Below are 25,061 nucleotides of genomic sequence, written 5' to 3'. Positions count from 1 at the left end.
CCCCTTACCCCCTAACGGGGGTGGCGATGGGCAGGTTAAACCTGAACGTCGCAAGGCAGAACGAATCGACTACGAATCCTTCCTGAACGCCTACAACACCGAAGTCGGTGACAGACTTCCACATGCTGTTGCGGTCAACGAGAAACGCAAACGCCGCCTGAAGAAAATCATCCCGCAACTGAAAACGCCAAACGTGGACGGTTTCAGGGCGTATGTCAGGGCATTTGTGCATCAGGCCAAGCCGTTTTACTTCGGAGACAACGACACGGGCTGGACGGCCGATTTTGATTACCTGCTGAGGGAAGACTCGTTAACGGGAGTTCGGGAAGGGAAGTTTGCAGACAGGGGGATTGCATGAGACAGGATATCGAAGCGAGCGTTATCGGTGGCCTGCTGATTGGTGGATTAACTCCAACCGCCAGTGACGTTCTGGCAACGCTGGAGCCGGAAGCGTTTTCAATTCCGCTCTACCGGAAAGCCTTCGAGGTTATCCGGAAGCAGGCGAGAAACAGAAACCTAATCGACGCGCTGATGGTTGCCGAGGAGTGCGGAGAGGAGCATTTCACGTCAATCCTGATGACCAGCAAAAACTGCCCGAGTGCAGCAAACCTGAAGGGATATGCCGGAATGGTCGCGGATAACTATCACCGCCGTCTGGTGCTGGAAATCCTGGATGAAATGCGTGAACCAATTCAGAGCGGAACCATCGACGCATCGAGTCAGGCGATGGATGAACTTGTAAAACGTCTCTCAGCTATCAGAAAGCCCCGTGACGAGGTTAAACCTGTACGGTTAGGGGAAATCATAACTGACTACACTGACACGCTTGACAGGCGTCTGAGGAACGGAGAAGAGTCAGATACCCTGAAGACCGGAATCGAAGAACTTGACGCCATCACCGGAGGGATGAACGCGGAAGACCTGGTGATTATCGCCGCTCGTCCTGGTATGGGGAAAACCGAACTGGCTCTGAAGATTGCCGAAGGCGTTGCAAGCCGCGTTATTCCTGGTTCTGACGTCCGGCGCGGGGTATTGATTTTCTCAATGGAAATGAGCGCATTGCAGATTGCAGAGAGAAGCATTGCCAACGCCGGGAGGATGTCGGTTAGCGTACTGCGAAATCCTGCATCGATGGATGACGAAGGCTGGGCGCGTGTTGCTAACGGCATGAGTCAGCTTGCGGATTTGGATGTATGGGTAGTCGATGCCTCGCGGTTATCGGTCGAAGAAATACGCTCAATCGCAGAACGGCACAAACAGGAAAATCCAAACCTGTCACTCATCATGGCGGATTATCTTGGCCTGATTGAGAAGCCGAAAGCAGACCGCAACGACCTTGCAATTGCTCACATCTCCGGAAGCCTGAAGGCGATGGCGAAAGACCTGAAAACGCCTGTTATCTCCCTGAGTCAGCTTTCGCGCGATGTTGAGAAGCGACCAAACAAACGCCCGACAAACGCAGATTTGCGTGATTCTGGAAGCATTGAACAGGACGCAGACTCAATCATCATGCTCTATCGGGAAGCGGTATATGACGAGAACAGTAGCGCCGCACCATTTGCTGAAATCATTGTGACGAAAAACCGTTTTGGCTCACTTGGTACGGTTTACCAGCGGTTCTGCAACGGGCACTTTGTTGCATGTGACCAGGATGAAGCCAGACAGATTTGCACAGCATCAAATGCGCCTGCTGCGCGTGGCAGACGATATGCACAAGGGGCGGACGTATGACCATCTACATCACTGAGCTGATAGCAGGCCTGCTGGTAATCGCAGGCCTTTTTATTTGGGGGAGGGTAAATCGTGGCTGAGTTAATTTTCTCTGCATTGAGGATTCTCGGTGCTATGTGGATGGTGGCGACGTTCATTGTTGTTGCCAGCAGTTTTGTCCGGTTGGTAGGCGAAGGTAAAGACCTGGTGGGTGTGCTTTTCGGTAGCATTTTCCTGTGGGTGATTATCGGTGTTATGCCTGTTGTCGTAGCAAAAGTGGCGTGGCGTTTTGTGAGTTGAGGTAACGATGAAGCAAATATACATGCTTCGCAACGAAGCAATCAGAAACAATGCCATAGACGCAATACTCTCACTTCCCATCGACGACAAGTCACCTCACGAAGTCCACATTAAAGAACCAAAGCGGAGCAATCCTCAAAACCGCCTTATGTGGGCGTTATTGCAGGACGTATCACGTCAGGTGCTTTGGCATGGAAAGAGACTTGCGCCGGAGGACTGGAAAGATCTGTTCACTGCCCTGTGGCTTAAGACCAAAAAACTGGAGCAACGAAGTGCGCCTGGTATCGACGGTGGCGTTGTTATGCTTGGCGTGCGTACCAGCAAAATGCGAAAGGCCAGCATGACTGAGCTTATCGAAATCATGTTCTGGTTCGGCTCAGAGCGCAACGTGCGGTGGAGTGATGACTCCCGGCGAGAGTATGAATGGTCACAACGAAAAGGGAAGGCTGCATGACTATCAAATCAAATACGCCAGCACACGACAAGGACTGCTGGCAAACGCCGCTTTGGCTTTTTGATGCACTGGATATTGAGTTTGGATTCTGGCTGGATTCGGCAGCGAGCGACAAAAACGCTCTGTGCGCTCACTGGCTAACTGAGGCCGACGACGCGCTCAATTCTGAGTGGATAAGCCACGGTGCAATCTGGAATAACCCACCGTACAGCAATATCAGGCCGTGGGTGGAAAAAGCCGCTGAGCAGTGCATACAACAGCGACAGACGGTAGTGATGCTTGTGCCAGAGGATATGTCTGTCGGATGGTTCAGCGAGGCTCTGGAGAGTGTTGACGAAGTTCGCATCATCACTGATGGACGGATTAATTTTATCGAACCATCGACAGGGCTGGAGAAGAAGGGAAACAGCAAAGGTTCCATGCTGCTGATTTGGCGACCGTTCATCAGTCCTCGACGGATGTTTACTACCGTATCCAAATCGGCATTGATGGCGATCGGGCAGGGCGCCAGGAGGGCGGCATGAGACGACAGCGACGAAGTATCACCGACATAATCTGTGAAAACTGCAAATACCTTCCAACGAAACGCTCCAGAAATAAACCAAAGCCAATCCCAAAAGAATCTGACGTAAAAACCTTCAATTATACGGCTCACCTGTGGGATATCCGGTGGCTAAGACATCGTGCGAGGAAATGACAATGCTTTTAATTCAACCTGGATTTGGCCTTAGCATCAAAAAAGGACACATGTTTGGCGAGAAAGAGTCTCAACGAAAAATGGTGTCGATACAGTTGCCATTTATCAGTATTTATTGGCTAAACAGGGAGGCAACAAATTATTGGTATACATGCGCCAGAGCAGCATTTAACGACCCTGACTGGTTTGTGAAAAACCACCACGCAGTTCGTCAGGCAAAGAGAAAGGCCAATACGACATACATGAAGGCGTATCGAAAAGCATGGAAAGAACACCGCGATCGATACCAGCAAGACATGGAAAAGCTTGAATCAGAAAACATGGAATTAAGACGAAAGCTTGGTGAAGCAAAACGAGACATTGATGCTTACAAGCGACTTTTTAATGGTGAAAGCCATGCTTAGTCCATCCCAATCTCTTCAATACCAGAAAGAAAGCGTCGAGCGAGCTTTAACGTGCGCTAACTGCGGTCAGAAGCTGCATGTGCTGGAAGTTCACGTGTGCTCCGATTGCTGCGCAGAACTGATGAGCGATCCGAATAGCTCAATGTACGAGGAAGAAGACGATGGCTAAACCAGCGCGAAGACGATGTAAAAACGATGAATGTCGGGAATGGTTTCACCCTGCATTCGCCAATCAGTGGTGGTGCTCTCCAGAGTGTGGAACCAAGATAGCACTCGAACGACGAAGCAAAGAACGCGAAAAAGCGGAAAAGGCAGCAGAGAAGAAACGACGACGAGAGGAGCAGAAACAGAAAGATAAACTTAAGATTCGAAAACTCGCCTTAAAGCCCCGCAGTTACTGGATTAAACAAGCCCAACAAGCCGTAAACGCCTTCATCAGAGAAAGAGACCGCGACTTACCATGTATCTCGTGCGGAACGCTCACGTCTGCTCAGTGGGATGCCGGGCATTACCGGACAACTGCTGCGGCGCCTCAACTCCGATTTGATGAACGCAATATTCACAAGCAATGCGTGGTGTGCAACCAGCACAAAAGCGGAAATCTCGTTCCGTATCGCGTCGAACTGATTAACCGCATCGGGCAGGAAGCAGTAGACGAAATCGAATCAAACCATAACCGCCATCGCTGGACTGTCGAAGAGTGCAGGGCCATCAAGGCGGAGTATCAACAGAAACTTAAAAAACTGCGAAACAGCAGAAGTGAGGCTGCATGAATATCTACGAAAGAATTGATGGCAGCAAATACCGAAATATTTGGGTAGTTGGCGATCTGCACGGATGCTACACGAACCTGATGAACAAACTGGATACGATTGGATTCGACAACAAAAAAGACCTGCTTATCTCGGTGGGCGATTTGGTTGATCGTGGTGCAGAGAACGTTGAATGCTTGGAATTAATCACATTCCCCTGGTTCAGAGCTGTACGTGGAAACCATGAGCAAATGATGATTGATGGCTTATCAGAGCGTGGAAACGTTAATCACTGGCTGCTTAATGGCGGTGGCTGGTTCTTTAATCTCGATTACGACAAAGAAATTCTGGCTAAAGCTCTTGCCCATAAAGCAGAAGAACTTCCGTTAATTATCGAACTGGTGAGCAAAGGTAAAAAATATGTCATCTGCCACGCCGATTATCCTTGTGACGAATACGAATTTGGAAAACCAGTTGATCATCAGCAGGTAATCTGGAACCGCGAACGAATCAGCAACTCACAAGACGGGATCGTTAAAGAAATTAAAGGCGCGGACACGTTTATCTTTGGTCATACGCCAGCAGTGAAACCACTCAAATTTGCCAACCAGATGTATATCGATACTGGGGCAGTGTTCTGCGGAAATCTCACATTGATTCAGGTACAGGGAGAAGGCGCGTGGGCATAAGAGAACTAAACCTCACCAAAGAACAGCATGAGTGGCTGAATGGCTGGCTTGAACTGTGGGGCGCATGGGTTTATTCAGGTCGTCTGGAAAAGCGCATGAGCAGCGTAATAGCGAAGTTCATGGAGAGCGTAGAGCCGGGAAGAGTTATGACAAGGCCAATGTGTAATGATGATGATGGAATGTTGATTTCTCAGGTCGTCGATTCCGTCATGTACATTGACAAGAAAGCCTTTGGAATCCTCCTCAGCTACTACGCTCATGGCTCTTCCAAGCACGCCATTGCATCTTACTATCATCGCGTCGCAAGACCTCGCAAGATGTTATGCCGTGGCGGCGGGCGCATTCAAAAACCATCGCTCGCAACCTGTCGACGGGAAGTTGACGAAATCCTTAATGCCTCGTTGTTTATGATTTACCCGGTTCTGGATAGTGCGTTTAAAAATCGGAAACGTGTAGAGAAAATTAAACATGTAGCATAGAACGTGTTGACATCATTGAGCAAATGAGCAACACTATTCGCATAAGCTGCCGTTAGTGACTCTTAAGTTGCAACGGTGGCTTTTTTTATTTGGGTCAGTCGTATAAAGGTCATTACGGAAGGCTGTTAACCTTCTTATCGTGGTTCGAGTCCACGCTGTCCCGCCAAACATGCTGGTTTAGCTCCAATGGTAGAGCAGTCGCCTTGTAAGCGAATGGGTAGCGGTTCAAGTCCGTTAATCAGCACCATAACTGAGCCGTAGCCACTGGCTGTCCTGAATTCATCAGTGATAGTTACGCTGCGGCCTTCTACACATGACCTTCGTGAAAGCGGGTGGCAAGAGGTTGCGCTAACAACCTCCTGCCGTTTTGCCCGTGCATATCGGTCACGAACAAATCTGATTACTAAACACAGTAGCCTGGATTTGTTCTATCAGTAATCGACCTTATTCCTAATTAAATAGAGCAAATCCCCTTATTGGGGGTAAGACATGAAGATGCCAGAAAAACATGACCTGTTAGCCGCCATTCTCGCGGCAAAGGAACAAGGCATCGGGGCAATCCTTGCGTTTGCAATGGCGTACCTTCGCGGCAGATATAATGGCGGTGCGTTTACAAAAACAGTAATCGACGCAACGATGTGCGCCATTATCGCCTGGTTCATTCGTGACCTTCTCGACTTCGCCGGACTAAGTAGCAATCTTGCTTATATAACGAGCGTGTTCATCGGCTACATCGGTACTGACTCGATTGGTTCGCTTATCAAACGCTTCGCTGCTAAAAAAGCCGGAGTAGAAGATGGTGGAAATCAATAATCAACGTAAGGCGTTCCTCGATATGCTGGCGTGGTCAGAGGGAACTGATAACGGACGTCAGAAAACCAGAAATCATGGTTATGACGTCATTGTAGGCGGAGAGCTATTCACTGATTACTCCGATCACCCTCGCAAACTTGTCACGCTAAACCCAAAACTCAAATCAACAGCAGCCGGGCGCTACCAGCTTCTTTCCCGTTGGTGGGATTCCTATCGTAAGCAGCTTGGCCTGAAAGACTTCTCTCCGAAAAGCCAAGACGCTGTGGCATTGCAGCAGATTAAAGAGCGTGGCGCTTTACCGATGATTGATTGCGGTGATATCCGTCAGGCTATCGATCGTTGCAGCAATATCTGGGCTTCACTGCCGGGCGCTGGTTATGGTCAGTTCGAGCATAAGGCTGACAACCTGATTGCAAAATTCAAAGAAGCAGGCGGAACGGTCAGAGAGATTGAGGCATGAGCAGATTAACCGCGATTATCTCCGCTCTGGTTATCTGCATCATCGTCTGCCTGTCATGGGCTGTTAATCATTACCGTGATAACGCCATCGCCTACAAAGAGCAGCGCGATAAAGCCACATCCATCATCGCTGATATGCAGAAGCGGCAACGTGATGTAGCAGAACTTGACGCCAGATACACAAAGGAGCTTGCTGATGCTAATGCGACTATCGAAAGTCTCCGTGCTGATGTTTCTGCTGGTCGTAAGCGCCTGCAAGTCGCCGCCACCTGTGCAAAGTCAACGACCGGAGCCAGCAGCATGGGCAATGGAGAAGGCCCAAGACTTACAGCAGATGCTGAACTCAATTATTACCGTCTCCGAAGTGGAATCGACAGGATAACCGTGCAGGTTAACTACTTGCAGGAGTACATCAGGACGCAATGCTTGAAATAGGTAGCCATTTATGGCTATAACTTTTCATATTTATGGGGAATAATCTACCTAGCTGCAATCCGCAGCCAAAAATAGAGAATTACAAATGCCACAAGTCTTATTTATTGGTGGACCTTGGGACCGAACCATTAGAATGGTGAACAACAGTGGTGACTTGATAGCTGATCATAATGGTCAGGAAGTACATTATTCAGGATGTGTGCACGAAATGCCATCAAGGACACGTTATCTTATTGCTTGCAGCCCTGATGCCGACATCCAAACAGTTCCTAGAGCGATTCAAGAATCAGGACATATGTCATTTAAATAAAATCACATGCTTTATTGACCGCCCGCGGGCGGTTTTTCGTTGCTATCGCCATAGGTAGATTAGCGTAATGAGATAACCACAAAAAATAAGAAAATGGTAATGCGCATTTTCTTATTGTGATAAATGTGGCTAATGCTTATTCAAAATAGTTTAAGTTCATCATTTAATTTTCTTATTAAACGCATATGTTCTCTATCATATCCGGATAGGGGTTTAGTTATTCCTATTAGATAGGCGGGTTTGGTTTTTGTTTCCATCATTGTTGATAAAGGATGAGGTGAAGATGAAACAAACACTGGTGGGATCTCGATATCCCTGTTGTTAAACTGGTCACCTGTTAAATCAATATTTATCCCATTAATTTCTATCCAGATATGGCTTTTGTCGGCTAATTGGTTGTTGTTGCGGTCACCGTCATCACATTTCCCTGTTACGGTATTAGGATGAGAGCCTGTCAGTTTGTAAAGAATAACAGACAAACATTCAGTGACTAAACCACAACAGCCGTGAGGGAAGTTTTTTGTTGAACTGCCAACTGTTTTCTCCAAAGTTCCATCTTCTGACCATTTATCCAAGCAATTACGGATTCTGATACATAAGTTTTCTATTTCTATCTGATTCATTAATGAACACCTTCAATGTCACTCATCGACAAACAAGAAACGTTCTGTCGTTGGTAATTCATCAATTTAAGCGGCGAGCAAGTGGCTACTCTGACGGGATAAGACTTACGATTGCTATCGTACTACTCCCAAAAACCTGTCAAAAATTAACGTCAAACCAAGGATTATTGAACTGAAAGCTCAATGCAATGATCTGGTTGGTATAAATGTGACATATGTCATGAATCGACTAGTTGAGATAGTCCAGATGAGCGTGCTCGGCATCATCACAACAACCGGAGCCAACAATGGCAGAGATTATTCCCATGACTGAAGAACAGAAATTCCAGTTAGAGATTTACAAACTGGTCATGAACCAGAACGCAGCTGCAGAGGAAGCATTTCAGTTCATTGGTACTGACGAGCTGAAGCTTGAGCTATTCAAAATTCACTTCCAGTCAGGTGGCGCTAATTCAGATATCACGACTCGAACTATCGAAGCGGTGCGTAAATCGAAGGAAGCGTTAGACCTGTTCACCACCGGAGCATGATGTGAGCCGCGTAATCAATTTTGGTAAGGAGAAGAAATTCCCAATTACTCAAGAGCTATACGAGCGACTTGAAAGCGTTATTCATGATTATGGTGAAATCAGTGTATGTGAGGCGATTGGCACACTCGAATTGCTGAAGCAGTCATTGATTGAAAGCATGAAGAGCCAACGACCTGAAATGACAATTAAGTGAGATGAATATGGCGACTGAATCAAAAGCTGGTCGCCCCTCTGATTATATGCCGGAGGTGGCTGACGATATCTGCTCGTTGCTTTCTTCTGGCGAAAGTCTGCTGAAAGTATGTAAGCGTCCTGGCATGCCGGATAAGTCCACTGTTTTCCGCTGGTTGGCAAAGCATGAGGATTTTCGCGACAAGTACGCGAAGGCAACTGAGGCACGAGCTGATTCTATTTTCGAAGAGATATTCGAAATTGCTGACAATGCGATTCCAGATGCTGCTGAGGTGGCAAAGGCAAGACTTCGCGTTGATACCCGCAAATGGGCGCTGGCCAGAATGAATCCCCGTAAGTATGGCGACAAGGTAACTAACGAGCTTGTCGGTAAGGACGGCGGCGCAATCCAGATTGAAACATCACCGATGAGTACTCTATTCGGAAAATGACCTCGATTAATCCTATCTTTGAACCGTTCATTGAGGCGCATCGCTACAAAGTCGCCAAAGGCGGTCGAGGTAGCGGTAAGTCATGGGCAATTGCTAGGCTGCTTGTTGAAGCGGCGCGTCGGCAGCCTGTGCGTATTCTCTGCGCTCGTGAACTGCAAAACAGTATCAGCGATTCGGTAATCCGGTTGCTTGAAGATACCATCGAGCGTGAAGGGTATTCGGCTGAGTTTGAAATTCAGCGTTCCATGATTCGTCATCTCGGAACGAATGCTGAGTTCATGTTCTACGGCATCAAAAACAACCCGACGAAGATTAAATCGCTCGAAGGCATTGATATCTGCTGGGTGGAAGAAGCGGAAGCGGTAACGAAGGAATCATGGGATATCCTGATACCAACCATCCGTAAGCCGTTCTCTGAAATATGGGTAAGCTTCAACCCGAAAAACATACTCGACGATACCTATCAGCGGTTCGTCGTAAATCCTCCCGATGATATTTGCCTACTGACGGTGAACTACACCGACAACCCGCACTTTCCTGAAGTTCTCCGTCTGGAGATGGAAGAGTGCAAACGCAGAAATCCGACACTGTATCGTCACATCTGGCTTGGTGAGCCAGTGAGCGCAAGTGATATGGCAATTATCAAACGTGAATGGCTTGAAGCCGCAACCGATGCGCACAAGAAACTCGGATGGAAGGCGAAAGGCGCTGTTGTCTCTGCGCATGACCCGTCAGATACAGGACCGGATGCTAAAGGTTATGCATCGCGCCACGGTTCGGTAGTTAAGCGCATTGCCGAAGGTCTGCTGATGGACATCAACGAGGGTGCTGACTGGGCTACTTCGCTGGCGATTGAAGACGGCGCTGACCATTACCTGTGGGATGGCGATGGTGTCGGTGCAGGGCTACGCAGACAGACAACGGAAGCATTCTCCGGCAAGAAAATTACCGCCACGATGTTCAAGGGCAGCGAATCGCCATTCGATGAAGATGCGCCTTATCAGGCCGGAGCATGGGCTGATGAAGTCGTGCAGGGAGACAACGTCCGCACTATTGGCGATGTTTTCCGCAATAAGCGAGCGCAATTCTATTACGCACTGGCTGACAGGCTGTATCTGACATATCGGGCGGTTGTTCACGGTGAGTATGCAGACCCCGACGACATGCTGAGTTTCGACAAAGAAGCGATAGGCGAGAAGATGCTGGAGAAGCTGTTTGCAGAACTGACGCAGATTCAGCGCAAATTCAATAACAACGGGAAGCTGGAGCTTATGACTAAGGTCGAAATGAAGCAGAAGCTCGGTATTCCATCTCCTAACCTGGCTGATGCGCTGATGATGTGTATGCATTGCCCGGAGTCGGCTGCGCAACCCGACTATTCCAGTTACTCAATTCCTTGTGGTGTAGGTTGATATGGCAGAAAAAAAGATGGCTGACTGGCATCGCAAGGTGCTGTGCAACTTTGATAATGCTTGGTCAGCAACGCAGGATATGCGTGAGCAGATTATTGAGGCTCAACGTTTCGTCCGGGTGTCCGGCGCACAGTGGGAAGGCAGCACAAACGCTGGTTACTCATTTGATGAAGGCAGGTTTGAGCATTATCCGCGCTTTGAACTAAATAAGATTGCCCGTGAATGTGATCGCATCATTGGCGAGTATCGACAGAATCGCATCAGCGTTAAATTCAGACCGAAGGACGATAAGGCATCGGAAGCGTTAGCCGAAAAGATGAACGGAAAATTCCGCGCTGACTATCAGGAAACATCCGGTGGCGAAGCGTGTGATAACGCATTTGATGATGCCGTAACGGGCGGATTCGGTTGTTTCCGCATGTGTGCCGATTACGAAGATGAAATGGATCCGAGTAACGAGCAGCGACGCATCAGTCTTCTTCCTGTTTACGACCCGGCGACATGCGTTTTCTTCGATCAGGACAGCAAGCAATATGACCGCTCTGATGCTATGTGGGCTATGGAAATGTTCTCCATGACGCCTAAAGCGTTCGAGGCTGAATACCCTGATTCCATCGCGGCAAGCCTTTCTCGTGATGACACTGGCACTCAATATGACTGGTCAACGCCAGATGCCATCTATGTTGGGCGCTACTACGAAGTTCGCATAGAGAAGGTGAAGCTCACGGCATGGCGCAACCCTGTTAGCGGAGAAACGGCAATCTATGATGAAGATCAAATCAAAGATATTGTCGATGAGCTAACCGATGGTGCATTCGAACTGATCGGTGAGCGGACGGTGAAGAAACGCAGAGTTTATTGCGGTCTTCTGTCTGGCGCTGAATGGCTGGAAGAACCTAAGCGTATTCCGGGCGAACATATTCCTCTCATCCCGGTATATGGGCGTCGTTCATTTGTTGATAATCAGGAGCGAATCGAAGGCCACGCAGCAAAAGCGATGGATGCACAGCGTCTTGAGAACCTGATGGTTTCCATGATTGCAGATAACGCTACTCAGGCTGGCGGTGATGGCATTCCTATCGTGGATGTTGATTTCATTCCCGGTCCATTAATGAATCACTGGGCAGAGAGGAATAAGAAAAGACCTGCAGTTCTTCCCATGACCAGCAAGAAGGACAAAAACGGAACGGTCATTTCAGAGGCTCAGGTTGCTGGCTGGACACCTCCGACACAAATGCCTCCTGCTCTTGCCGGGCTATTGCAGTACACCGGAACGGCTATTCAGCAAATTACAGGTGCGTCGCAGCTTGAGAACATGCCGAGCAACGTCGCCACCGATACCGTTGATAGCATCTTTAACCGGATGGATACGCAGTCCTATATCTACATGGACAACATGGCTAAATCCATGCGTCGCGCTGGCGTTGTGTGGCTTTCTATGGCGCGTGAGGTCTATGGCAGTGATACGCCGATGCGTATCGTTAATGAGGACGGCAGCGATGACGTGGCGCTGATGACTGGTGAAGTGGTTGACCGTCAGACAGGGCAGGTTATCGCGCTTAATGACCTTTCGCAGGGTAACTATGAAGTGACTGTCGATGTTGGTCAGTCGTTCGCTACTCGCCGTGATGCAACGGTTAAGTCGTTACTTTCCATGCTGGCACTTATCCCACCAGGAACGCCGAAGCACGACCTTGTATCGTCGATGATTCTCGACAATATGGACGGCGAAGGGATGGACGACCTTAAAGAATACAACCGCAATCAGTTGCTTCTGTCTGGCGTTATCAAGCCGAGAACGCCAGAAGAACAGCAAATGGTTGAGCAGGCGAAACAACAACAGGCCAGTCAGCCAGATCCGGCTATGGTTGCTGCGCAAGGTCAGCTTCTTGCTGGTCAGGCTGAATTGCAGAAAGCGCAGAACGAACAGGCAGCCATTCAGGTTAAAGCATTCCAGGCACAGACTGATGCTCAGGTTGCAGCGGCAAATGTTGTGAAAATCCTCGCATCTGCCGATAGCCAGCAGAGATCTGATATCCGCGAGGCTCTGAAACTGCTCGGACAGTTCCAGCAACAGCAAGGAGACAATGCCCGTGCTGATGCAGAGCTTGTCCTGAAAAGTCAGGCACAGGGCCATGCGCAGCGCATGGATATCAGCAGCATCCTGCCAAAATCAACTCAGCAACAACCACAGCAGTAATTAACCCATAACGTGCAATGGCTGTCTTTATGAGGCCTGGCACCCTATTGCCTTCCGATGGGCTGAACATCGAGTAAACAGGGGTAACAAATGGACCAGATGGCAGAAAACACACCAGAAGTTGAAATCGAAACCGACGCGTCAGAGCAGGTTCCTGATGATGTCGAACTGGCTGAAGAAGTCGAAACGGAAGATGGCAGTGAGTCCTCCGGAAATGATGCAGAGGAAGCTACTGACACTGATGACGACGAATCAGAACAGGAATTCTACTTTGGTGACGAAAAGCTGGATTCGCCAACCAGCGAAGATGGCGCAGAGCATGGACTGGTAAAACACCTGCGCAAGACGATTAAAGAGAAAGACCGTGAGCTGAAAGAGCTGATGCGTCAGTCTCAGAAACCCGTCGAGCAGCAGCCGGTAATCACTCAACCACCGCGAATGCCAAAACTGGATGATGAGGACATCGGTTTCGATGAAGAAATCTATCAGCAACGTATGGCTAAGTGGGCAGAGGATAACGGCAAGTACCAGCAACAGGAGATGGCTCGCAAGCAGAAGGAGCAGGAGCTTCAGGCTGCCTATCAAGAGCGATTATCCAAATATCAGCAACGTGTTAAGGCTCTCAAGGTTCCTGGCTATCAGGAAGCAGAACAGGCCGTACTCGAGGAAATCCCCATCGAGACACAAAACGCGATCCTGTTTGAGTCAGAGAAGCCGGAAATCGTTGTTCTGGCACTCGGTCGCAACGCTGAACTGCGCAAGCAACTGGCAGAAGCTACCAACCCCGTAGCAATTGGTCGTCTGCTGGAACGTATCGAATCGAAGGCCAGAATCATGCCAAAAGCAAAAACCACGGCAGCCACAACCCCGACAGTTAAGGGGAGCAACGGCGCAGTAATCAACAACCTCGACAAACTGAAAGCCAAGGCGCTGGAAACTGGTGACTGGACGCCGTATTTCGCCGCTAAAAAGGCAAAAAAATAACCTATCGGAGCATTAAGCATGGCTAACCAATTAGCAAAAGACCTTGAAATCATGTTCGAAAACTACGTTGAAGGCTTTGAGGCCGCCTGCGTAGTTTCCCGTAACGCTAAAAAATTCCGTCCCGGTGATACAGCAATGCAGCGAGCAGGTGATGTTCTGTATCGTCCGCAGCATTACCACATGAACATTGAGGAAGGCCTCGACCTCAGCAGCAAAACGCCAACAGCACTGGTTCAGCGTCTTGTTCCTTCAGTGTTCAAGGAGCCGAAAAACATTCTGTACACTCTGGATGCGCGTGAAATGCGTGACCCTGAGCATAAAACTGAAGCTGGTCGCGCCGCAGGTATGCGCCTTGCTGCACAGATTGACTCTGACCTGATTTCCATGGTCACGCAGCGTGCTACTAACGTGATCACTATGGCTGACTCAACCACAGGTACACAGGGCCGTGATTTGTGGAACTGTGCGGCAGGTATTGATGCCACCATGACGGCGATTGGTGTACCTCAGGGTATCAACCGTCGCTCTTTCTGGAACCCCTTCAACTACAAAGACCTTGCTGGCGAGCTTGGTCACCGTGCCTATGCTCAGGGCGCAACCCTGACGGCATACGAAAAAGCGCAGATCCCTCCGGTTGCGTCCTTCGATAGCTACAAGACCGATATTTCTGGTCGTGTTCCGAAGGGTACAGCAACTTCCCTGACGCTGGCGGCTGAACCTGCGCACAAGGTTGAAGCGAAAGATGCCAACGATATGCCAGTGGATAACCGACAGGGGACCATTACGGTATCTGCATCTGGTTTGCAGGTTGGCGATGCGTTCACCATTGCTGGCGTGAATTCCGTACACCAGATCACCAAAGATACCACCGGGCAGCCGCAGGTATTCCGCGTTCTGGCAGTAAGCGGAACGACAGTAACTATCTCCCCGAAAATTCTGCCGCCTGACAACGCGGATGTCGCCAGCCGACCATATGCAAACGTTGATGCTAACGCGGCAAATGGTGCAGCAATTACCATTCTCAACAAAAATGCCGCACCGGCTAACCTGTTCTGGGCTGATGGTTCTGTTGAGCTGATGTACGGCAAACTGGCATTCCCGACTGGTCAGGGGCCACAGGTAATGACAGCAACCACCGAGCAGGGCGCTACGCTGATCATGTCTTACGCCTTCGACCACATCAAAGGCGTAACCACTGCACGTTTCACCACTCTGTACGGTTGCTCTGTACTGGTTCCTGAATATACGGGCATCGTTATTGCCGGGCAGTAATTTAGGTGGGGCTTCGGCCCCATTTTTATTGGGAGAAGACAATGGCACGAACAATGCTCTATAAGCCGGGCAACATGATCACCTGTGGTCAGTTTGCTGTCGATTACATCATTGTTGATGACGAAGAAGTTAAATCTCACCTGAAAAAAGGCTGGGTAAAAACTCCTGAAGAAACCGCAACGAAGCAAAAAGTGGCTAAGGCGGAAGAAGATGGCGAAAACGAAGGGTGATCTCGTTCTAAAGGCTTTACGAAAAGCCGGGCTGTATTCCAATGCCACGTTGACAGATGCTGACCCTCAGGCAATTGAAGATGCCATTAATGACCTCGAAGACATGATGGCAGCATGGCAGGCTAAAGGTATCGAGCTTGGGTATCAGTTTGCTGATACAGAAAACGGCATCATGCCGTTACCTGACGATGATTCAGGTATCCCTGCATGGGCAAATGATGGCGTCGCTTTGAAACTCGCTGTGCAGGTGTGCATGGATAACGTCATTCAGCCGTCAGACGCTCTCCTTACCGCTGCTGACAGTGCATATCAGACAATCTGTATCGCTTTAACCAAAATACCACCACTTGAGCGGCGAAATGACATGCCTCGCGGTAGTGGTAACAAAAGCGCGTTTACGTGGAATCGGTTTTACATCGAGAAAGATGATCCGAGTACGTGAGGTGAATAAATGCCGATTCAGCAACTTCCGCTTATGAAAGGTGTCGGCAAAGACTTTAGAAACGCCGACTATATCGACTATCTGCCAGTGAATATGCTGGCTACACCCAAAGAAATCCTCAACAGCAGCGGATATCTTCGCTCATTCCCGGGCATTGCCAAACGCTCTGATGTGAACGGCGTATCTCGCGGCGTCGAGTACAACATGGCGCAGAGTGCTGTTTATCGCGTGTGCGGGGGCAAGCTGTATAAGGGCGAAAGCGAAGTCGGTGATGTTGCCGGAAGTGGTCGTGTATCAATGGCGCATGGTCGGACATCACAGGCGGTAGGCGTTAATGGTCAACTGGTCGAGTATCGCTATGATGGCACGGTTAAAACCGTCTCAAACTGGCCTACAGACAGCGGATTCACGCAGTATGAGTTGGGATCAGTCCGCGATATTACGCGCTTACGTGGGCGTTATGCGTGGTCAAAAGACGGCACTGATTCATGGTTTATCACTGACCTTGAAGACGAATCGCATCCTGACCGTTACAGCGCACAATATCGCGCCGAGTCTCAGCCGGACGGCATCATCGGCATAGGTACATGGCGAGATTTCATCGTCTGTTTTGGTTCATCGACGATTGAATATTTCTCCCTGACTGGCGCAACCACTGTTGGTGCCGCTTTGTATGTCGCACAGCCATCGCTGATGGTGCAAAAAGGAATAGCCGGAACCTACTGCAAAACGCCGTTTGCTGATTCTTATGCGTTCATCAGCAATCCTGCAACAGGTGCGCCGTCTGTGTACATCATCGGATCCGGTCAGGTGTCACCAATCGCCAGCGCGAGCATTGAGAAAATTCTCCGCTCCTACACTGCTGATGAACTGGCTGATGGCGTGATGGAGTCTCTGCGATTTGATGCTCATGAGTTGCTGATTATCCACCTTCCGCGTCACGTCCTCGTGTACGACGCATCTTCAAGCGCCAATGGCCCACAATGGTGTGTACTGAAAACAGGCCTGTATGGCGATGTGTACCGCGCCATTGACTTCATTTACGAAGGCAATCAGATAACGTGCGGCGATAAGCTGGAATCTGTTACCGGGAAACTGCAATTCGATATCAGCAGCCAGTACGACAAGCAACAGGAACACCTGCTGTTTACTCCGTTGTTCAAAGCGGATAACGCCAGAGTTTTCGACCTTGAAGTTGAATCGTCAACTGGCGTTGCGCAGTACGCTGACCGCCTGTTCCTCTCTGCTACCACTGACGGCATAAATTACGGGCGTGAGCAGATGATTGAGCAGAATGAACCGTTCGTTTACGACAAGCGCGTTTTGTGGAAGCGAGTTGGGCGCATCAGGAAAAATGTCGGCTTCAAATTGCGCGTTATCACTAAGTCACCTGTCACTCTGTCAGGCTGCCAGATAAGGATTGAGTAATGGCTGATTCAAATCTCAACACACCTGTTATTGTACAGGCCACACGACTCGACACGTCAATTCTTCCGCGCGACATCTTCTCTCAGTCATACCTGCTGTATGTTATCGCACAGGGTACAGACGTTGGTAACGTAGCAAACAAAGCTAACGAAGCAGGTCAGGGAGCTTATGAAGCGCAGGTCAGGAACGAACAGCAGGACGATGAACTTGCAGACCATGAACTACGAATTAAACAACTGCGCATTGAAGTTGATGGTCATGAAGTAAGAATTACCGGAAATACAGCGGCAATTGCTGATTTAGGTGTGAGAATAACCACAGTTGAAGGTGAAGTTCTCAACATTCAATCTGAAATATCATCTCTTGATGGAAGAGTGACATCTGTTGAAAACGATGTTGGTAATCTCAGTTTGGACTACGTTTCCAAGGCTGAAGTAAGTCAACAATCACTATCATCGCCTCTCAATGTGACAACATCATACTCAGTTGGAGGGGTAAAGGTGGTCGGTGCAAGACAAAACGGTTGGACTGCCGGCACAGGAACCCCGCTAACAAGCGCGTTTACTGCAAATCAACCGTATCCTCTTTCAACAACCTACGTTCGGGCAGAAGTAGATGATATAGCCACTGGTTTGATTCAGGCTAGACAACGAATACTTGCCCTTGAAAACGCACTGCGAACACATGGTTTAATAAACTAATGGAAATAAAGCTCATCGATAATCCGGTGAAGCTTGCAGAATTCCTCAACAATCCAGAAAACACGGGAAATATCGTAGACAGTGGAGATAAATACTACATCAAGCCTGATGCGGTATATCTCGGTATCTACGAAGGATTAGTGCTGGCTGGCGTTCATGAAGTGCGTAACTTCTGGCATAGCGTTGTGGAATGCCATGCGGTGTACGACCCCGGATTCCGTGGAGAATATGCACTGCAAGGGCACCGATTATTCTGCAAATGGCTTCTCGAAAACTCACCATTCCTCAACAGCATCACCATGGTTCCTGATACCACAAAATACGGACGGGCAATTATCCGTTTGCTTGGCGCTACCCGTGTTGGTCACCTTGATGATGCTTATACCAGCAATGGAAAGCCTGTAGGCATCACTATTTATCAGTTACCGCGCTCAAAATACGAGGAGCTAACGAATGTTAATTTTCCAGATTGCTAATAAGCACCTCAATAAAGCTGTTTACTGCAAAGGTGGCAGTGATAGCGGAGCAAAAGCGAGTGCACGCGCAACGGAAAAAGGTATCGATCTACAGCGCGAAATGTGGCAAACGAACATGCAAAACCTTGCACCGTTCACGCCACTCGCTCAGCAGTATGTATCACAATTGCAGAATCTTTCCTCACTTCAGGGGCAAGGGCAGGCACTTAACCAGTATTACAACTCACAGCAGTACAAAGACCTGGCAGGTCAGGCGCGTTACCAGAGCCTGGCAGCAGCAGAGGCAACGGGTGGATTAGGCTCTACGGCAACCGGAAACCAGTTGGCAGCAATCGCACCTACACTCGGTCAAAACTGGCTGTCAGGTCAGATGAACAACTACAACAATCTGGCAAACATTGGCCTTGGTGCTCTTACAGGTCAGGCAAACGCCGGACAGAACTACGCCAACAACGTTAGTCAATTGTATCAACAGCAGGCGGCAGCATCTGCGGCTAATGCGAATAAACCATCAGGATTTCAGAGCGCCCTTGGTGGAGCGGCGGCAGGTGCAGCTGCAGGTACTGCAATCATGCCTGGTTGGGGGACAGCAATTGGTGCTGGCGTAGGTCTTCTTGGTTCACTGTTTTAATGGAGGTATCTCTTGGCTACATGGCAACAGGCTGGTAATTCAGGCGCGCTTCTTGCCGGGTTGGGCGGCATGAACTCCAACTCTCCAAGAGCAAGTGATGCAGACGCCACGCTTGCATACATTCGACAGAATAATGAGATGGAGCGTACAGGACGTAATAACGTTGGCTTGCAGGCTTTGCAGGGTATTTCATCTGTCATGGATATGTATAAGCAGATGGATCTGCAGAAGCGACAGCAAGAGTTTCAGCAGGCTTATGCTGATGCATATACATCTGGTGACCGCGATGCCATGCGAAAACTGGCATCACAGTATCCTGAGCAGTTCGACGCTGTAAGAAACGGCATGAAATTTGTCGATGAAGACCAGCGTTCTACTGTCGGTACACTGGCAGCAAGTGCCAGACTCGCAGGTTCATCTCCAGAAGCCATGATGTCATGGCTGCAGAACAACGCATCTGAGCTTTCTCGCGCCGGAGTAGACCCTCTGGATGTGGCGAAAATGTATCAGCAAAATCCACAAGGTTTCACAGAGTTTGTTGATCACCTTGGAATGGCTGCACTTGGTCCAGAACAATATTTTCAGGCACAAGACAGAATCGTTGGTCGTGAGATTGACCGTGGAAAACTTGCAGAGACAATCCGTAGCAATCAGGCTGGCGAAGCACTAACTGCTCGTGGTCAGAACATCACGATGCGCGGTCAGGATTTATCTGCTTCTACTGCGCGACGCGGTCAGGATTTGGCAATGCAGCGAGCGTCAACAAGAGGGGCCGCTGGTAATGATGAGCGTACAGTTCAGTTAGCAGATGGCAGAACTGTAACTGTGGACGGGAAGCTTCACGGCGCTGGGGCTAATGCGTTCTATGAAGGCATCGACAATGAGGGGAATATGGTTCGAGTTCCTGCCAGTTCAATCGCTGCGCCTGCAACATCGTCTGCATCAGCACAAAACTATGCCATGAAGAAGGATATCGACGCGATCGCAAATGCAGACGCTTCTGCTCTCGATTTCATGACAGGAATGACTGGCGGTGCAGGTAATCCAGCAATTGGTGCTGATGTTCGCAGCCGATTAACAGGAAAAGAGCAGCGCCAGTTATATAACTCAGCACAACGTATTCAGGGCAGAATGCAGAATCAGGGCGTGGCGGCAGCAAGGGACATGGGTGCCAGTGGTATTAACACCGTTGCAGAAGCGAAGATGTATTTTCAGGGGATGCCGCAGGTTGACTATTCAAGCCCGGAGGCAATGCAGCAGTCGATTCGTGAGATTCAGGAATACACCAACAATTACAACCAACAATATAACGTTAATGTTGGTAAATCTCAGCGGCAGCAATCTCAACCTGCACAGGTATCACAGCCTGCAGCCAGCAGTAACTTTTCTTCACTATGGGGTGATTAATGGCTAAAGCATGGAAAGATGTTATCGCCTCTCCACAGTATCAGGCGTTAGCACCAGAACAAAAAGCGCAGGCTCAGGAGCAATACTTCAATGAAGTCGTGGCCCCGCAAGCCGGAGAAAATGCAGAGCAGGCTAAGCAAGCTTTCTATGCTGCCTATCCATTGCCATCTGTGCAGCCAGTGGAGACACAGCAACCAGTAGCACAGCAACAACCACAGCAAAGTGGATTTATGTCTGATCTTGGAGAAGCAGTAAAAGAGACTGGTCGCGGATTGGTGCAGGCTGGCGTGAACGTGGCAAACATACCTGCATCAGTTGCCGATGCTGTAACAAGCGCGGCGGCATGGGCTGGCGGTAAACTCGGCATTGGCGATGGGACATATCAACCAGCGTCACGAGTAACAACTCAGGGGTTAGAGCAGGACTTTGGCCTTCAGCAAGGCTCGCTGACTCCACAAACGACAGAGGGTAGGGTATTTGCGGAGGCATTGCCTTACCTAACTCCTGCTGGCGTTGAGAGGGCTGCGGCACAGGCACCAACACTTGCTGGTCGAATTGCTCAGGGGGCAACACGACTTCTCGCAGAAAACGCAGTCGGATCACTTGCTGCAAATAGCGCGAAAGATGATGCGGAAGCACTCGCCACCGATTTAGGCGTTGGTGTTCTGGCTGGCGGCACTATTAACGCTGCCGGACGTGGTTTAGGTGCTGCTTATCGTGGCGTTCGTGGTGCTATTGCACCAGAAGCGCAGCAGGCTATCAGATTTGCAGAGCGTGAAGGAGTTCCTCTGCACACCACCGACCTGTTACAACCTACTTCACGCGTCGGAAAAATGGCGCAGACGACAGCAGAAAATATCCCCCTGGCTGGCACAAGCGGAATGAGAGCAACGCAACAGGAAGCGAGAAGCCAGTTGGTGCAGAGATTTGCTGATAAATTTGGTGAGTATGATCCAGCAGTTGTTATTGACAGCCTTAAAGCGAAAACATCGGGAATTCGTCGTGCCGCAGGAAACCGACTGGAGCAGGTTCAAAATGCAATGGCTGGGGTCAACATTCAACCTGCGCGAGCAATTCAACAGATTGATACTGAGATATCTAACCTGCAAAAGCTAGGTAAAGTCGCTGATAACGAGACGATTTCAAAACTTCAGTCATATCGTGATGAGCTTGTTCGCAATTCTGGTCCTGATGGTCCGGTTAATCTTGATTTGAAGCAATTAAGCGATCTTCGCAGCCAGTTCAGAATGGACGTGAAGGGGGAGCGACCAGTGTTACCAAACCGTTCCGATGCAGCCATTCAGCGCGTTTACAAGGCGATGACCGACGATATCAATGGTGCCATTGGTCAGAATCTTGGCAACGATACTCTACGTAAATATCAGCAGGCCAATGCCGTCTACGCTGACGAAGCGGCGAAACTAAAGAATACCAGGCTGAAGAATATTCTCATGAAAGGCGATCTGACGCCGGAAGTTGTGAACAACATGCTATTCAGCAAGAACAAATCGGAAATTAAGATGCTGTATAACTCAGTTGGTCGTGTTGGTAGGGCGCAAATGCGCAATGGTATCATTGGAAAAGCGATGGAGAAATCAGGCGGATCCCCTGACCAGTTCCTTCGGCAGCTTAACATCCTGCAAAACCAGACTGGCATCACATTTAAAGGTCAGGAAGCCGCTTATCTGAAAGGATTGAAAAACTACCTTCAGTCCACTCAGCAGGCAGCAAAAGCAGCAGTAACAACTCCTACAGGTCAGCAAACCATTCCGTTCATTATCGGATATGGGACAGCAATGAACCCTGCGACAACTGGCGCTGCAGTAAGCTACGGCCTTCTTGCTCGCGCCTATGAGAGTGAGCCATTCAGAAATGCAATGCTCCGAATGGCAAATACTCCACGCGGCTCAACAGCGTTTGAGAAAACCATGCAGCAAGCGCAAAAAGCGATTAACACACTGACGCAGGGCGCGAAGTCTAATGCGCTGTCAGAATAGATTAACAATAGCCAGGAATGCGTAAAAACCGAATATGTAGAATGCAATGTTCATCATATCTCTTTGCATAAATCCTCCATAACGGATGGTTAGTTGCAGTCTTTTTTATATAAATCTCTGAGCGTATCAAAGACAATTTTCTTGACCATATCGGATTGTTGGTCTGCCATACGCTCAGCATCGTCATTGTAAAAAGATGCAGTGCTTTGTTTAGCCAGAGATTCTTCAATCGCTGCAATTATCTCTGAGTTCAGTGACCTGTTATTCATTTTCGCACGCTGCTTAATTTTGGTGTGGAGTTCATGCGTAAGTCTCAAGTGAAACTGCGCTTCGTCGTATTTGCTGTACATCTATGATGCCTCACCAGTTGGGTGGAACGGCATCGTAACCTACTGGATAAATACTCAATAGTACCATTTAGGTATTCAATAATATCAAAATTGAATCATATCCTTCCTCTGGAGTTACAAAATGTCAGATATCGCCGCAAATGTTGTGGTAAGCATGCCTAGCCAATTGTTCACTATGGCTCGTTCTTTTAAAACTGTATCAAATGGCAAAATCTTTATTGGTAAAATAGATGAAGACCCAGTAAATCCTGAAAACCAGATTCAGGTTTATATTGAGAATGAAGACGGATCTTACGTTCCTGTTGCGCAGCCTATCGTGATAAATACCGCTGGATATCCGGTATACAACGGACAAATTGCGAAGTTCGTAACTGTGCAAGGCCATTCTATGGCTGTGTACGATGCGTATGGGGTACAACAGTTTTATTTTCCGAATGTACTTAAATACGACCCGGACCAATTTAAAGGTCAATTGCTCAGCGATAATCACTCTCTTGGTGATTCATTAGTTATGCACAATCCACAATTCACCGGGTCAACATCACTCCCTTTAGCCAATAAATTGACTGTTGATGTGCGAACATTATCGGATTATGGATTTAAGGCTGATAACAGCGGAGCACAAAACAAGGCTGCATTCCAGAAAGCCATTGATGATGCTACGTTGCCAACGGAGATTGTTATCCCTGAGGGGACGTTCATTATTGACCCTGGTATAACGATTAAAAATATTGTCACAATGATACGAGGTGCTGGCGCATATCAGTCCAGAATCTTCTCTACTGGAACAAACGAACCAATCATAACCCAGCAAAGCGACCCAATTACTTTCTGTGAGCTTAGAGACTTTGGCTTAGATGGTAATAATTACTCAGCTAATGGGATAAATTTTCCTAACGCCAACCATATCAAAATTGAAAATGTAGATGTAACCGGCACTACAAGTAACGCTATCTTAATTAATGGTTACTCAATAGATATAATTGGCTGCCGTTTGCTAACAAACACAGGAAATGCGCTTAACATTGGTGGGGTATGTAATAATCTTAATATCATCAATAACCGTATTTATGGTAATGGTGCTGGAGGCATCTTGCTTACTCCGGCGTATGCTGAGGGCGGTATGAGCGTCCGTGTAAACGGAAATGATATTGAGCAAAATAAGTTATACGGGGTTATGTCATTCGGGGTTAAGGGACTTAATCTGGATGATAACTATTGGGAGCGTAACGGCGAAAGTGGATATCCATATGGTACTCCGGAGTTTATAAACATTAAAGCCGATATCCATCTCATTGCTAATGAGTTTACATTAATACCTGACGTAACAAAGATTAATGATACAGTTTCGATTCGCGGAAACCAGCAAACTGCAATCGGTTACGCCAACTCCCTCCCTAATCAGGATGGTTTTATATTCACAAACTATGCTAAAAACCTGACAATCGAAAATAACCAATTATTGGATGCATCTAAAGTAAACAATTTATTGGTTATGTACCGTAATAATCTTTCGTCTAAAGTTACAGATAGGTTGTATCTGGCTAACAATACGGTCAATTCGATAGGGTATGTTGGAAGTTATGATCCAGCGACACAAAACCCTGATACCGCTCATTTAATAGATATTGCGAACAGAGAGTTAACTGCTAACTACCTTGATCGAAATATGTTGCTCTGGAACGCGGCATCTGGAACGACAGGAACATTGATAAAAACTCAAAACATCTATGCTGGTAATTATTCATTCTTAGTTACGTCAGGAGATAGAGTTTGGGGACGAACGATAGACCTCAACAAATCACCAGAACTAAAAGGAAAATTTGTATGGTTTGGTGCGTGGGTAAATGACCAGGGAGCAGCGTCAAAACTTATGTTTATAGTTAATGGTGCAGGACAAACAGACTCTACAGCACCTTTAGCTGGTAATGGGAAATGGCGCTATGTTAGTTGTGGTGTGTATATAGACGCAACGGCTACAGCTATAAATGTTGGCATAAGAAATTATGGTTCAGGAAATGTACTCATAAACTCACCTTCTCTGTGTGTATATGGAATGCCATCAAATGCGTTGCAAGTTGAAAAAACAACATTTTATCTTTCGTCAGTACCTACATCCGGTTTCTGGGATATAGGCGAACGTGTTATCAATAGCGCACCTGCTTCAGGACAACCAAAGGCATGGACATGTAATATTGCAGGTGGTCCCGGGGTTTACAGCTTCCTTTCTGAGGGAAATTATTAATAAAAAAG

Annotated in this window: 31 protein-coding genes, 2 tRNA genes and 1 pseudogene; 32 read left to right on the top strand and 2 right to left on the bottom strand. The window is 48.3% G+C overall.

All coding sequences use genetic code 11. The annotated features are described in order from the left end of the window. The 16 genes and pseudogenes from D9742_RS11460 to D9742_RS11385 all read left to right on the top strand — a co-directional run. Positions 1-358: pseudogene (locus D9742_RS11460) on the top strand (hypothetical protein); the annotation flags it as partial. Then, complete coding sequence (locus D9742_RS11455) at positions 355-1,731, top strand: replicative DNA helicase (protein ID WP_130236978.1); 1,377 nt, start codon at positions 355-357, stop codon at positions 1,729-1,731. The pseudogene D9742_RS11460 and the gene D9742_RS11455, both read left to right, overlap by 4 nt. A gap of 72 nt (positions 1,732-1,803) precedes the next feature. Continuing rightward, a complete protein-coding gene (locus tag D9742_RS11450) occupies positions 1,804-2,010 on the top strand; it encodes a hypothetical protein (protein ID WP_000818842.1) in 207 nt (68 codons plus the stop codon). 7 nt (positions 2,011-2,017) lie between these two features. Then, a complete protein-coding gene (locus D9742_RS11445; RefSeq protein WP_113228048.1) occupies positions 2,018-2,464 on the top strand; it encodes a recombination protein NinB in 447 nt (148 codons plus the stop codon). After that, positions 2,461-2,988 carry a phage N-6-adenine-methyltransferase gene (locus tag D9742_RS11440; protein ID WP_113228047.1) on the top strand — a complete coding sequence of 176 codons (528 nt, stop codon included), beginning with the start codon at positions 2,461-2,463 and terminating at the stop codon, positions 2,986-2,988. Before D9742_RS11445 ends, D9742_RS11440 begins: the two co-directional genes overlap by 4 nt. Then, entirely contained in the window at positions 2,985-3,161 is a 177-nt protein-coding gene (locus D9742_RS11435) for a NinE family protein (RefSeq protein WP_001254238.1), read from the top strand. The genes D9742_RS11440 and D9742_RS11435 overlap by 4 nt, the downstream gene beginning before the upstream one ends. Positions 3,162-3,163: 2 nt before the next feature. Further along, positions 3,164-3,565 (top strand): hypothetical protein, encoded by a 402-nt coding sequence (locus tag D9742_RS11430; protein ID WP_000924594.1) that lies wholly within the window; start codon positions 3,164-3,166, stop codon positions 3,563-3,565. Next, complete coding sequence (locus D9742_RS11425; RefSeq protein WP_089643648.1) at positions 3,525-3,734, top strand: protein NinF; 210 nt, start codon at positions 3,525-3,527, stop codon at positions 3,732-3,734. The genes D9742_RS11430 and D9742_RS11425 overlap by 41 nt, the downstream gene beginning before the upstream one ends. Continuing rightward, positions 3,727-4,338, top strand: a complete 612-nt coding sequence (locus D9742_RS11420; RefSeq protein ID WP_024174867.1) for a recombination protein NinG — start codon at positions 3,727-3,729, stop codon at positions 4,336-4,338. Before D9742_RS11425 ends, D9742_RS11420 begins: the two co-directional genes overlap by 8 nt. Beyond that, positions 4,335-5,006, top strand: coding sequence for a serine/threonine protein phosphatase (locus D9742_RS11415; RefSeq protein WP_001028864.1), 672 nt, complete (start codon positions 4,335-4,337; stop codon positions 5,004-5,006). Before D9742_RS11420 ends, D9742_RS11415 begins: the two co-directional genes overlap by 4 nt. Next, positions 4,997-5,485, top strand: a complete 489-nt coding sequence (locus D9742_RS11410; protein ID WP_000512806.1) for an antiterminator Q family protein — start codon at positions 4,997-4,999, stop codon at positions 5,483-5,485. The genes D9742_RS11415 and D9742_RS11410 overlap by 10 nt, the downstream gene beginning before the upstream one ends. Before the next feature lie 91 nt (positions 5,486-5,576). Next, a tRNA-Asn gene (locus D9742_RS11405) sits at positions 5,577-5,651 on the top strand. A gap of 5 nt (positions 5,652-5,656) precedes the next feature. Further along, a tRNA-Thr gene (locus D9742_RS11400) sits at positions 5,657-5,732 on the top strand. Positions 5,733-5,974: 242 nt separating this feature from the next. Continuing rightward, positions 5,975-6,298: a phage holin, lambda family gene (locus D9742_RS11395; RefSeq protein ID WP_000783734.1), complete on the top strand. Its 324-nt coding sequence runs from the start codon at positions 5,975-5,977 to the stop codon at positions 6,296-6,298. Continuing rightward, positions 6,282-6,758, top strand: a complete 477-nt coding sequence (locus D9742_RS11390) for a glycoside hydrolase family protein (protein ID WP_130236977.1) — start codon at positions 6,282-6,284, stop codon at positions 6,756-6,758. Before D9742_RS11395 ends, D9742_RS11390 begins: the two co-directional genes overlap by 17 nt. Next, entirely contained in the window at positions 6,755-7,192 is a 438-nt protein-coding gene (locus tag D9742_RS11385) for a lysis protein (RefSeq protein ID WP_130236976.1), read from the top strand. The genes D9742_RS11390 and D9742_RS11385 overlap by 4 nt, the downstream gene beginning before the upstream one ends. Before the next feature lie 450 nt (positions 7,193-7,642). Here the strand turns inward: D9742_RS11385 and D9742_RS11380 are convergent, their stop codons facing one another. Then, the gene (locus tag D9742_RS11380) at positions 7,643-8,125 is read right to left on the bottom strand and encodes a hypothetical protein (protein ID WP_087906001.1); all 483 of its coding nucleotides are present in this window, start codon (positions 8,123-8,125) and stop codon (positions 7,643-7,645) included. Positions 8,126-8,412: 287 nt separating this feature from the next. Between D9742_RS11380 and D9742_RS11375 the strand changes: the two genes are divergently transcribed. From D9742_RS11375 to D9742_RS11305, 15 genes are all read left to right on the top strand, one after another. Further along, the gene (locus D9742_RS11375) at positions 8,413-8,655 is read left to right on the top strand and encodes a DUF2560 family protein (protein ID WP_000807788.1); all 243 of its coding nucleotides are present in this window, start codon (positions 8,413-8,415) and stop codon (positions 8,653-8,655) included. Position 8,656: 1 nt separating this feature from the next. After that, positions 8,657-8,848 (top strand): hypothetical protein, encoded by a 192-nt coding sequence (locus tag D9742_RS11370; protein WP_063266257.1) that lies wholly within the window; start codon positions 8,657-8,659, stop codon positions 8,846-8,848. A gap of 7 nt (positions 8,849-8,855) precedes the next feature. Then, complete coding sequence (locus D9742_RS11365) at positions 8,856-9,278, top strand: hypothetical protein (protein ID WP_040072364.1); 423 nt, start codon at positions 8,856-8,858, stop codon at positions 9,276-9,278. Continuing rightward, a complete protein-coding gene (locus D9742_RS11360) occupies positions 9,275-10,690 on the top strand; it encodes a PBSX family phage terminase large subunit (protein ID WP_000200766.1) in 1,416 nt (471 codons plus the stop codon). Before D9742_RS11365 ends, D9742_RS11360 begins: the two co-directional genes overlap by 4 nt. Position 10,691: 1 nt before the next feature. After that, the gene (locus tag D9742_RS11355; protein ID WP_130236975.1) at positions 10,692-12,890 is read left to right on the top strand and encodes a portal protein; all 2,199 of its coding nucleotides are present in this window, start codon (positions 10,692-10,694) and stop codon (positions 12,888-12,890) included. 90 nt (positions 12,891-12,980) lie between these two features. Continuing rightward, positions 12,981-13,874: a scaffolding protein gene (locus D9742_RS11350; protein WP_130236974.1), complete on the top strand. Its 894-nt coding sequence runs from the start codon at positions 12,981-12,983 to the stop codon at positions 13,872-13,874. Positions 13,875-13,892: 18 nt separating this feature from the next. Next, the gene (locus D9742_RS11345) at positions 13,893-15,146 is read left to right on the top strand and encodes a P22 phage major capsid protein family protein (RefSeq protein ID WP_049595047.1); all 1,254 of its coding nucleotides are present in this window, start codon (positions 13,893-13,895) and stop codon (positions 15,144-15,146) included. A 41-nt stretch (positions 15,147-15,187) separates the two neighbouring features. After that, the gene (locus D9742_RS11340; RefSeq protein ID WP_001389518.1) at positions 15,188-15,376 is read left to right on the top strand and encodes a hypothetical protein; all 189 of its coding nucleotides are present in this window, start codon (positions 15,188-15,190) and stop codon (positions 15,374-15,376) included. After that, positions 15,357-15,818 (top strand): packaged DNA stabilization gp4 family protein, encoded by a 462-nt coding sequence (locus D9742_RS11335; protein WP_001140510.1) that lies wholly within the window; start codon positions 15,357-15,359, stop codon positions 15,816-15,818. The genes D9742_RS11340 and D9742_RS11335 overlap by 20 nt, the downstream gene beginning before the upstream one ends. A gap of 9 nt (positions 15,819-15,827) precedes the next feature. Next, positions 15,828-17,246 carry a packaged DNA stabilization protein gp10 gene (locus tag D9742_RS11330; RefSeq protein ID WP_130236973.1) on the top strand — a complete coding sequence of 473 codons (1,419 nt, stop codon included), beginning with the start codon at positions 15,828-15,830 and terminating at the stop codon, positions 17,244-17,246. Beyond that, positions 17,246-17,947 carry a phage tail protein gene (locus D9742_RS11325; protein ID WP_130236972.1) on the top strand — a complete coding sequence of 234 codons (702 nt, stop codon included), beginning with the start codon at positions 17,246-17,248 and terminating at the stop codon, positions 17,945-17,947. The genes D9742_RS11330 and D9742_RS11325 overlap by 1 nt, the downstream gene beginning before the upstream one ends. Then, on the top strand, positions 17,947-18,423 hold the full coding sequence (locus D9742_RS11320; RefSeq protein ID WP_130236971.1) for a DUF2824 family protein: 477 nt from the start codon (positions 17,947-17,949) through the stop codon (positions 18,421-18,423). The genes D9742_RS11325 and D9742_RS11320 overlap by 1 nt, the downstream gene beginning before the upstream one ends. Next, on the top strand, positions 18,401-19,054 hold the full coding sequence (locus D9742_RS11315; RefSeq protein ID WP_130236970.1) for a DNA transfer protein: 654 nt from the start codon (positions 18,401-18,403) through the stop codon (positions 19,052-19,054). Before D9742_RS11320 ends, D9742_RS11315 begins: the two co-directional genes overlap by 23 nt. A gap of 12 nt (positions 19,055-19,066) precedes the next feature. Continuing rightward, the gene (locus D9742_RS11310) at positions 19,067-20,461 is read left to right on the top strand and encodes a phage DNA ejection protein (RefSeq protein ID WP_130236969.1); all 1,395 of its coding nucleotides are present in this window, start codon (positions 19,067-19,069) and stop codon (positions 20,459-20,461) included. Beyond that, positions 20,461-22,458, top strand: coding sequence for a lytic transglycosylase domain-containing protein (locus D9742_RS11305; RefSeq protein ID WP_130236968.1), 1,998 nt, complete (start codon positions 20,461-20,463; stop codon positions 22,456-22,458). The genes D9742_RS11310 and D9742_RS11305 overlap by 1 nt, the downstream gene beginning before the upstream one ends. An 89-nt stretch (positions 22,459-22,547) precedes the next feature. On the opposite strand, the gene D9742_RS11300 is transcribed toward D9742_RS11305, so the two are convergent. Further along, entirely contained in the window at positions 22,548-22,808 is a 261-nt protein-coding gene (locus tag D9742_RS11300) for an Arc family DNA-binding protein (RefSeq protein ID WP_130236967.1), read from the bottom strand. Between the two features lie 121 nt (positions 22,809-22,929). On the opposite strand from D9742_RS11300, the gene D9742_RS11295 reads away from it, so the two are divergent. Continuing rightward, complete coding sequence (locus D9742_RS11295) at positions 22,930-25,053, top strand: phage tailspike protein (protein WP_130236966.1); 2,124 nt, start codon at positions 22,930-22,932, stop codon at positions 25,051-25,053. Positions 25,054-25,061: the final 8 nt, after the last annotated feature.

The sequence above is a fragment of the Escherichia sp. E1V33 genome (genome assembly GCF_004211955.1).
Lineage (GTDB): Bacteria > Pseudomonadota > Gammaproteobacteria > Enterobacterales > Enterobacteriaceae > Escherichia.
Note: the sequence above shows the minus strand (reverse complement) of the source record. Positions and strands in the feature narration are given on the sequence as shown.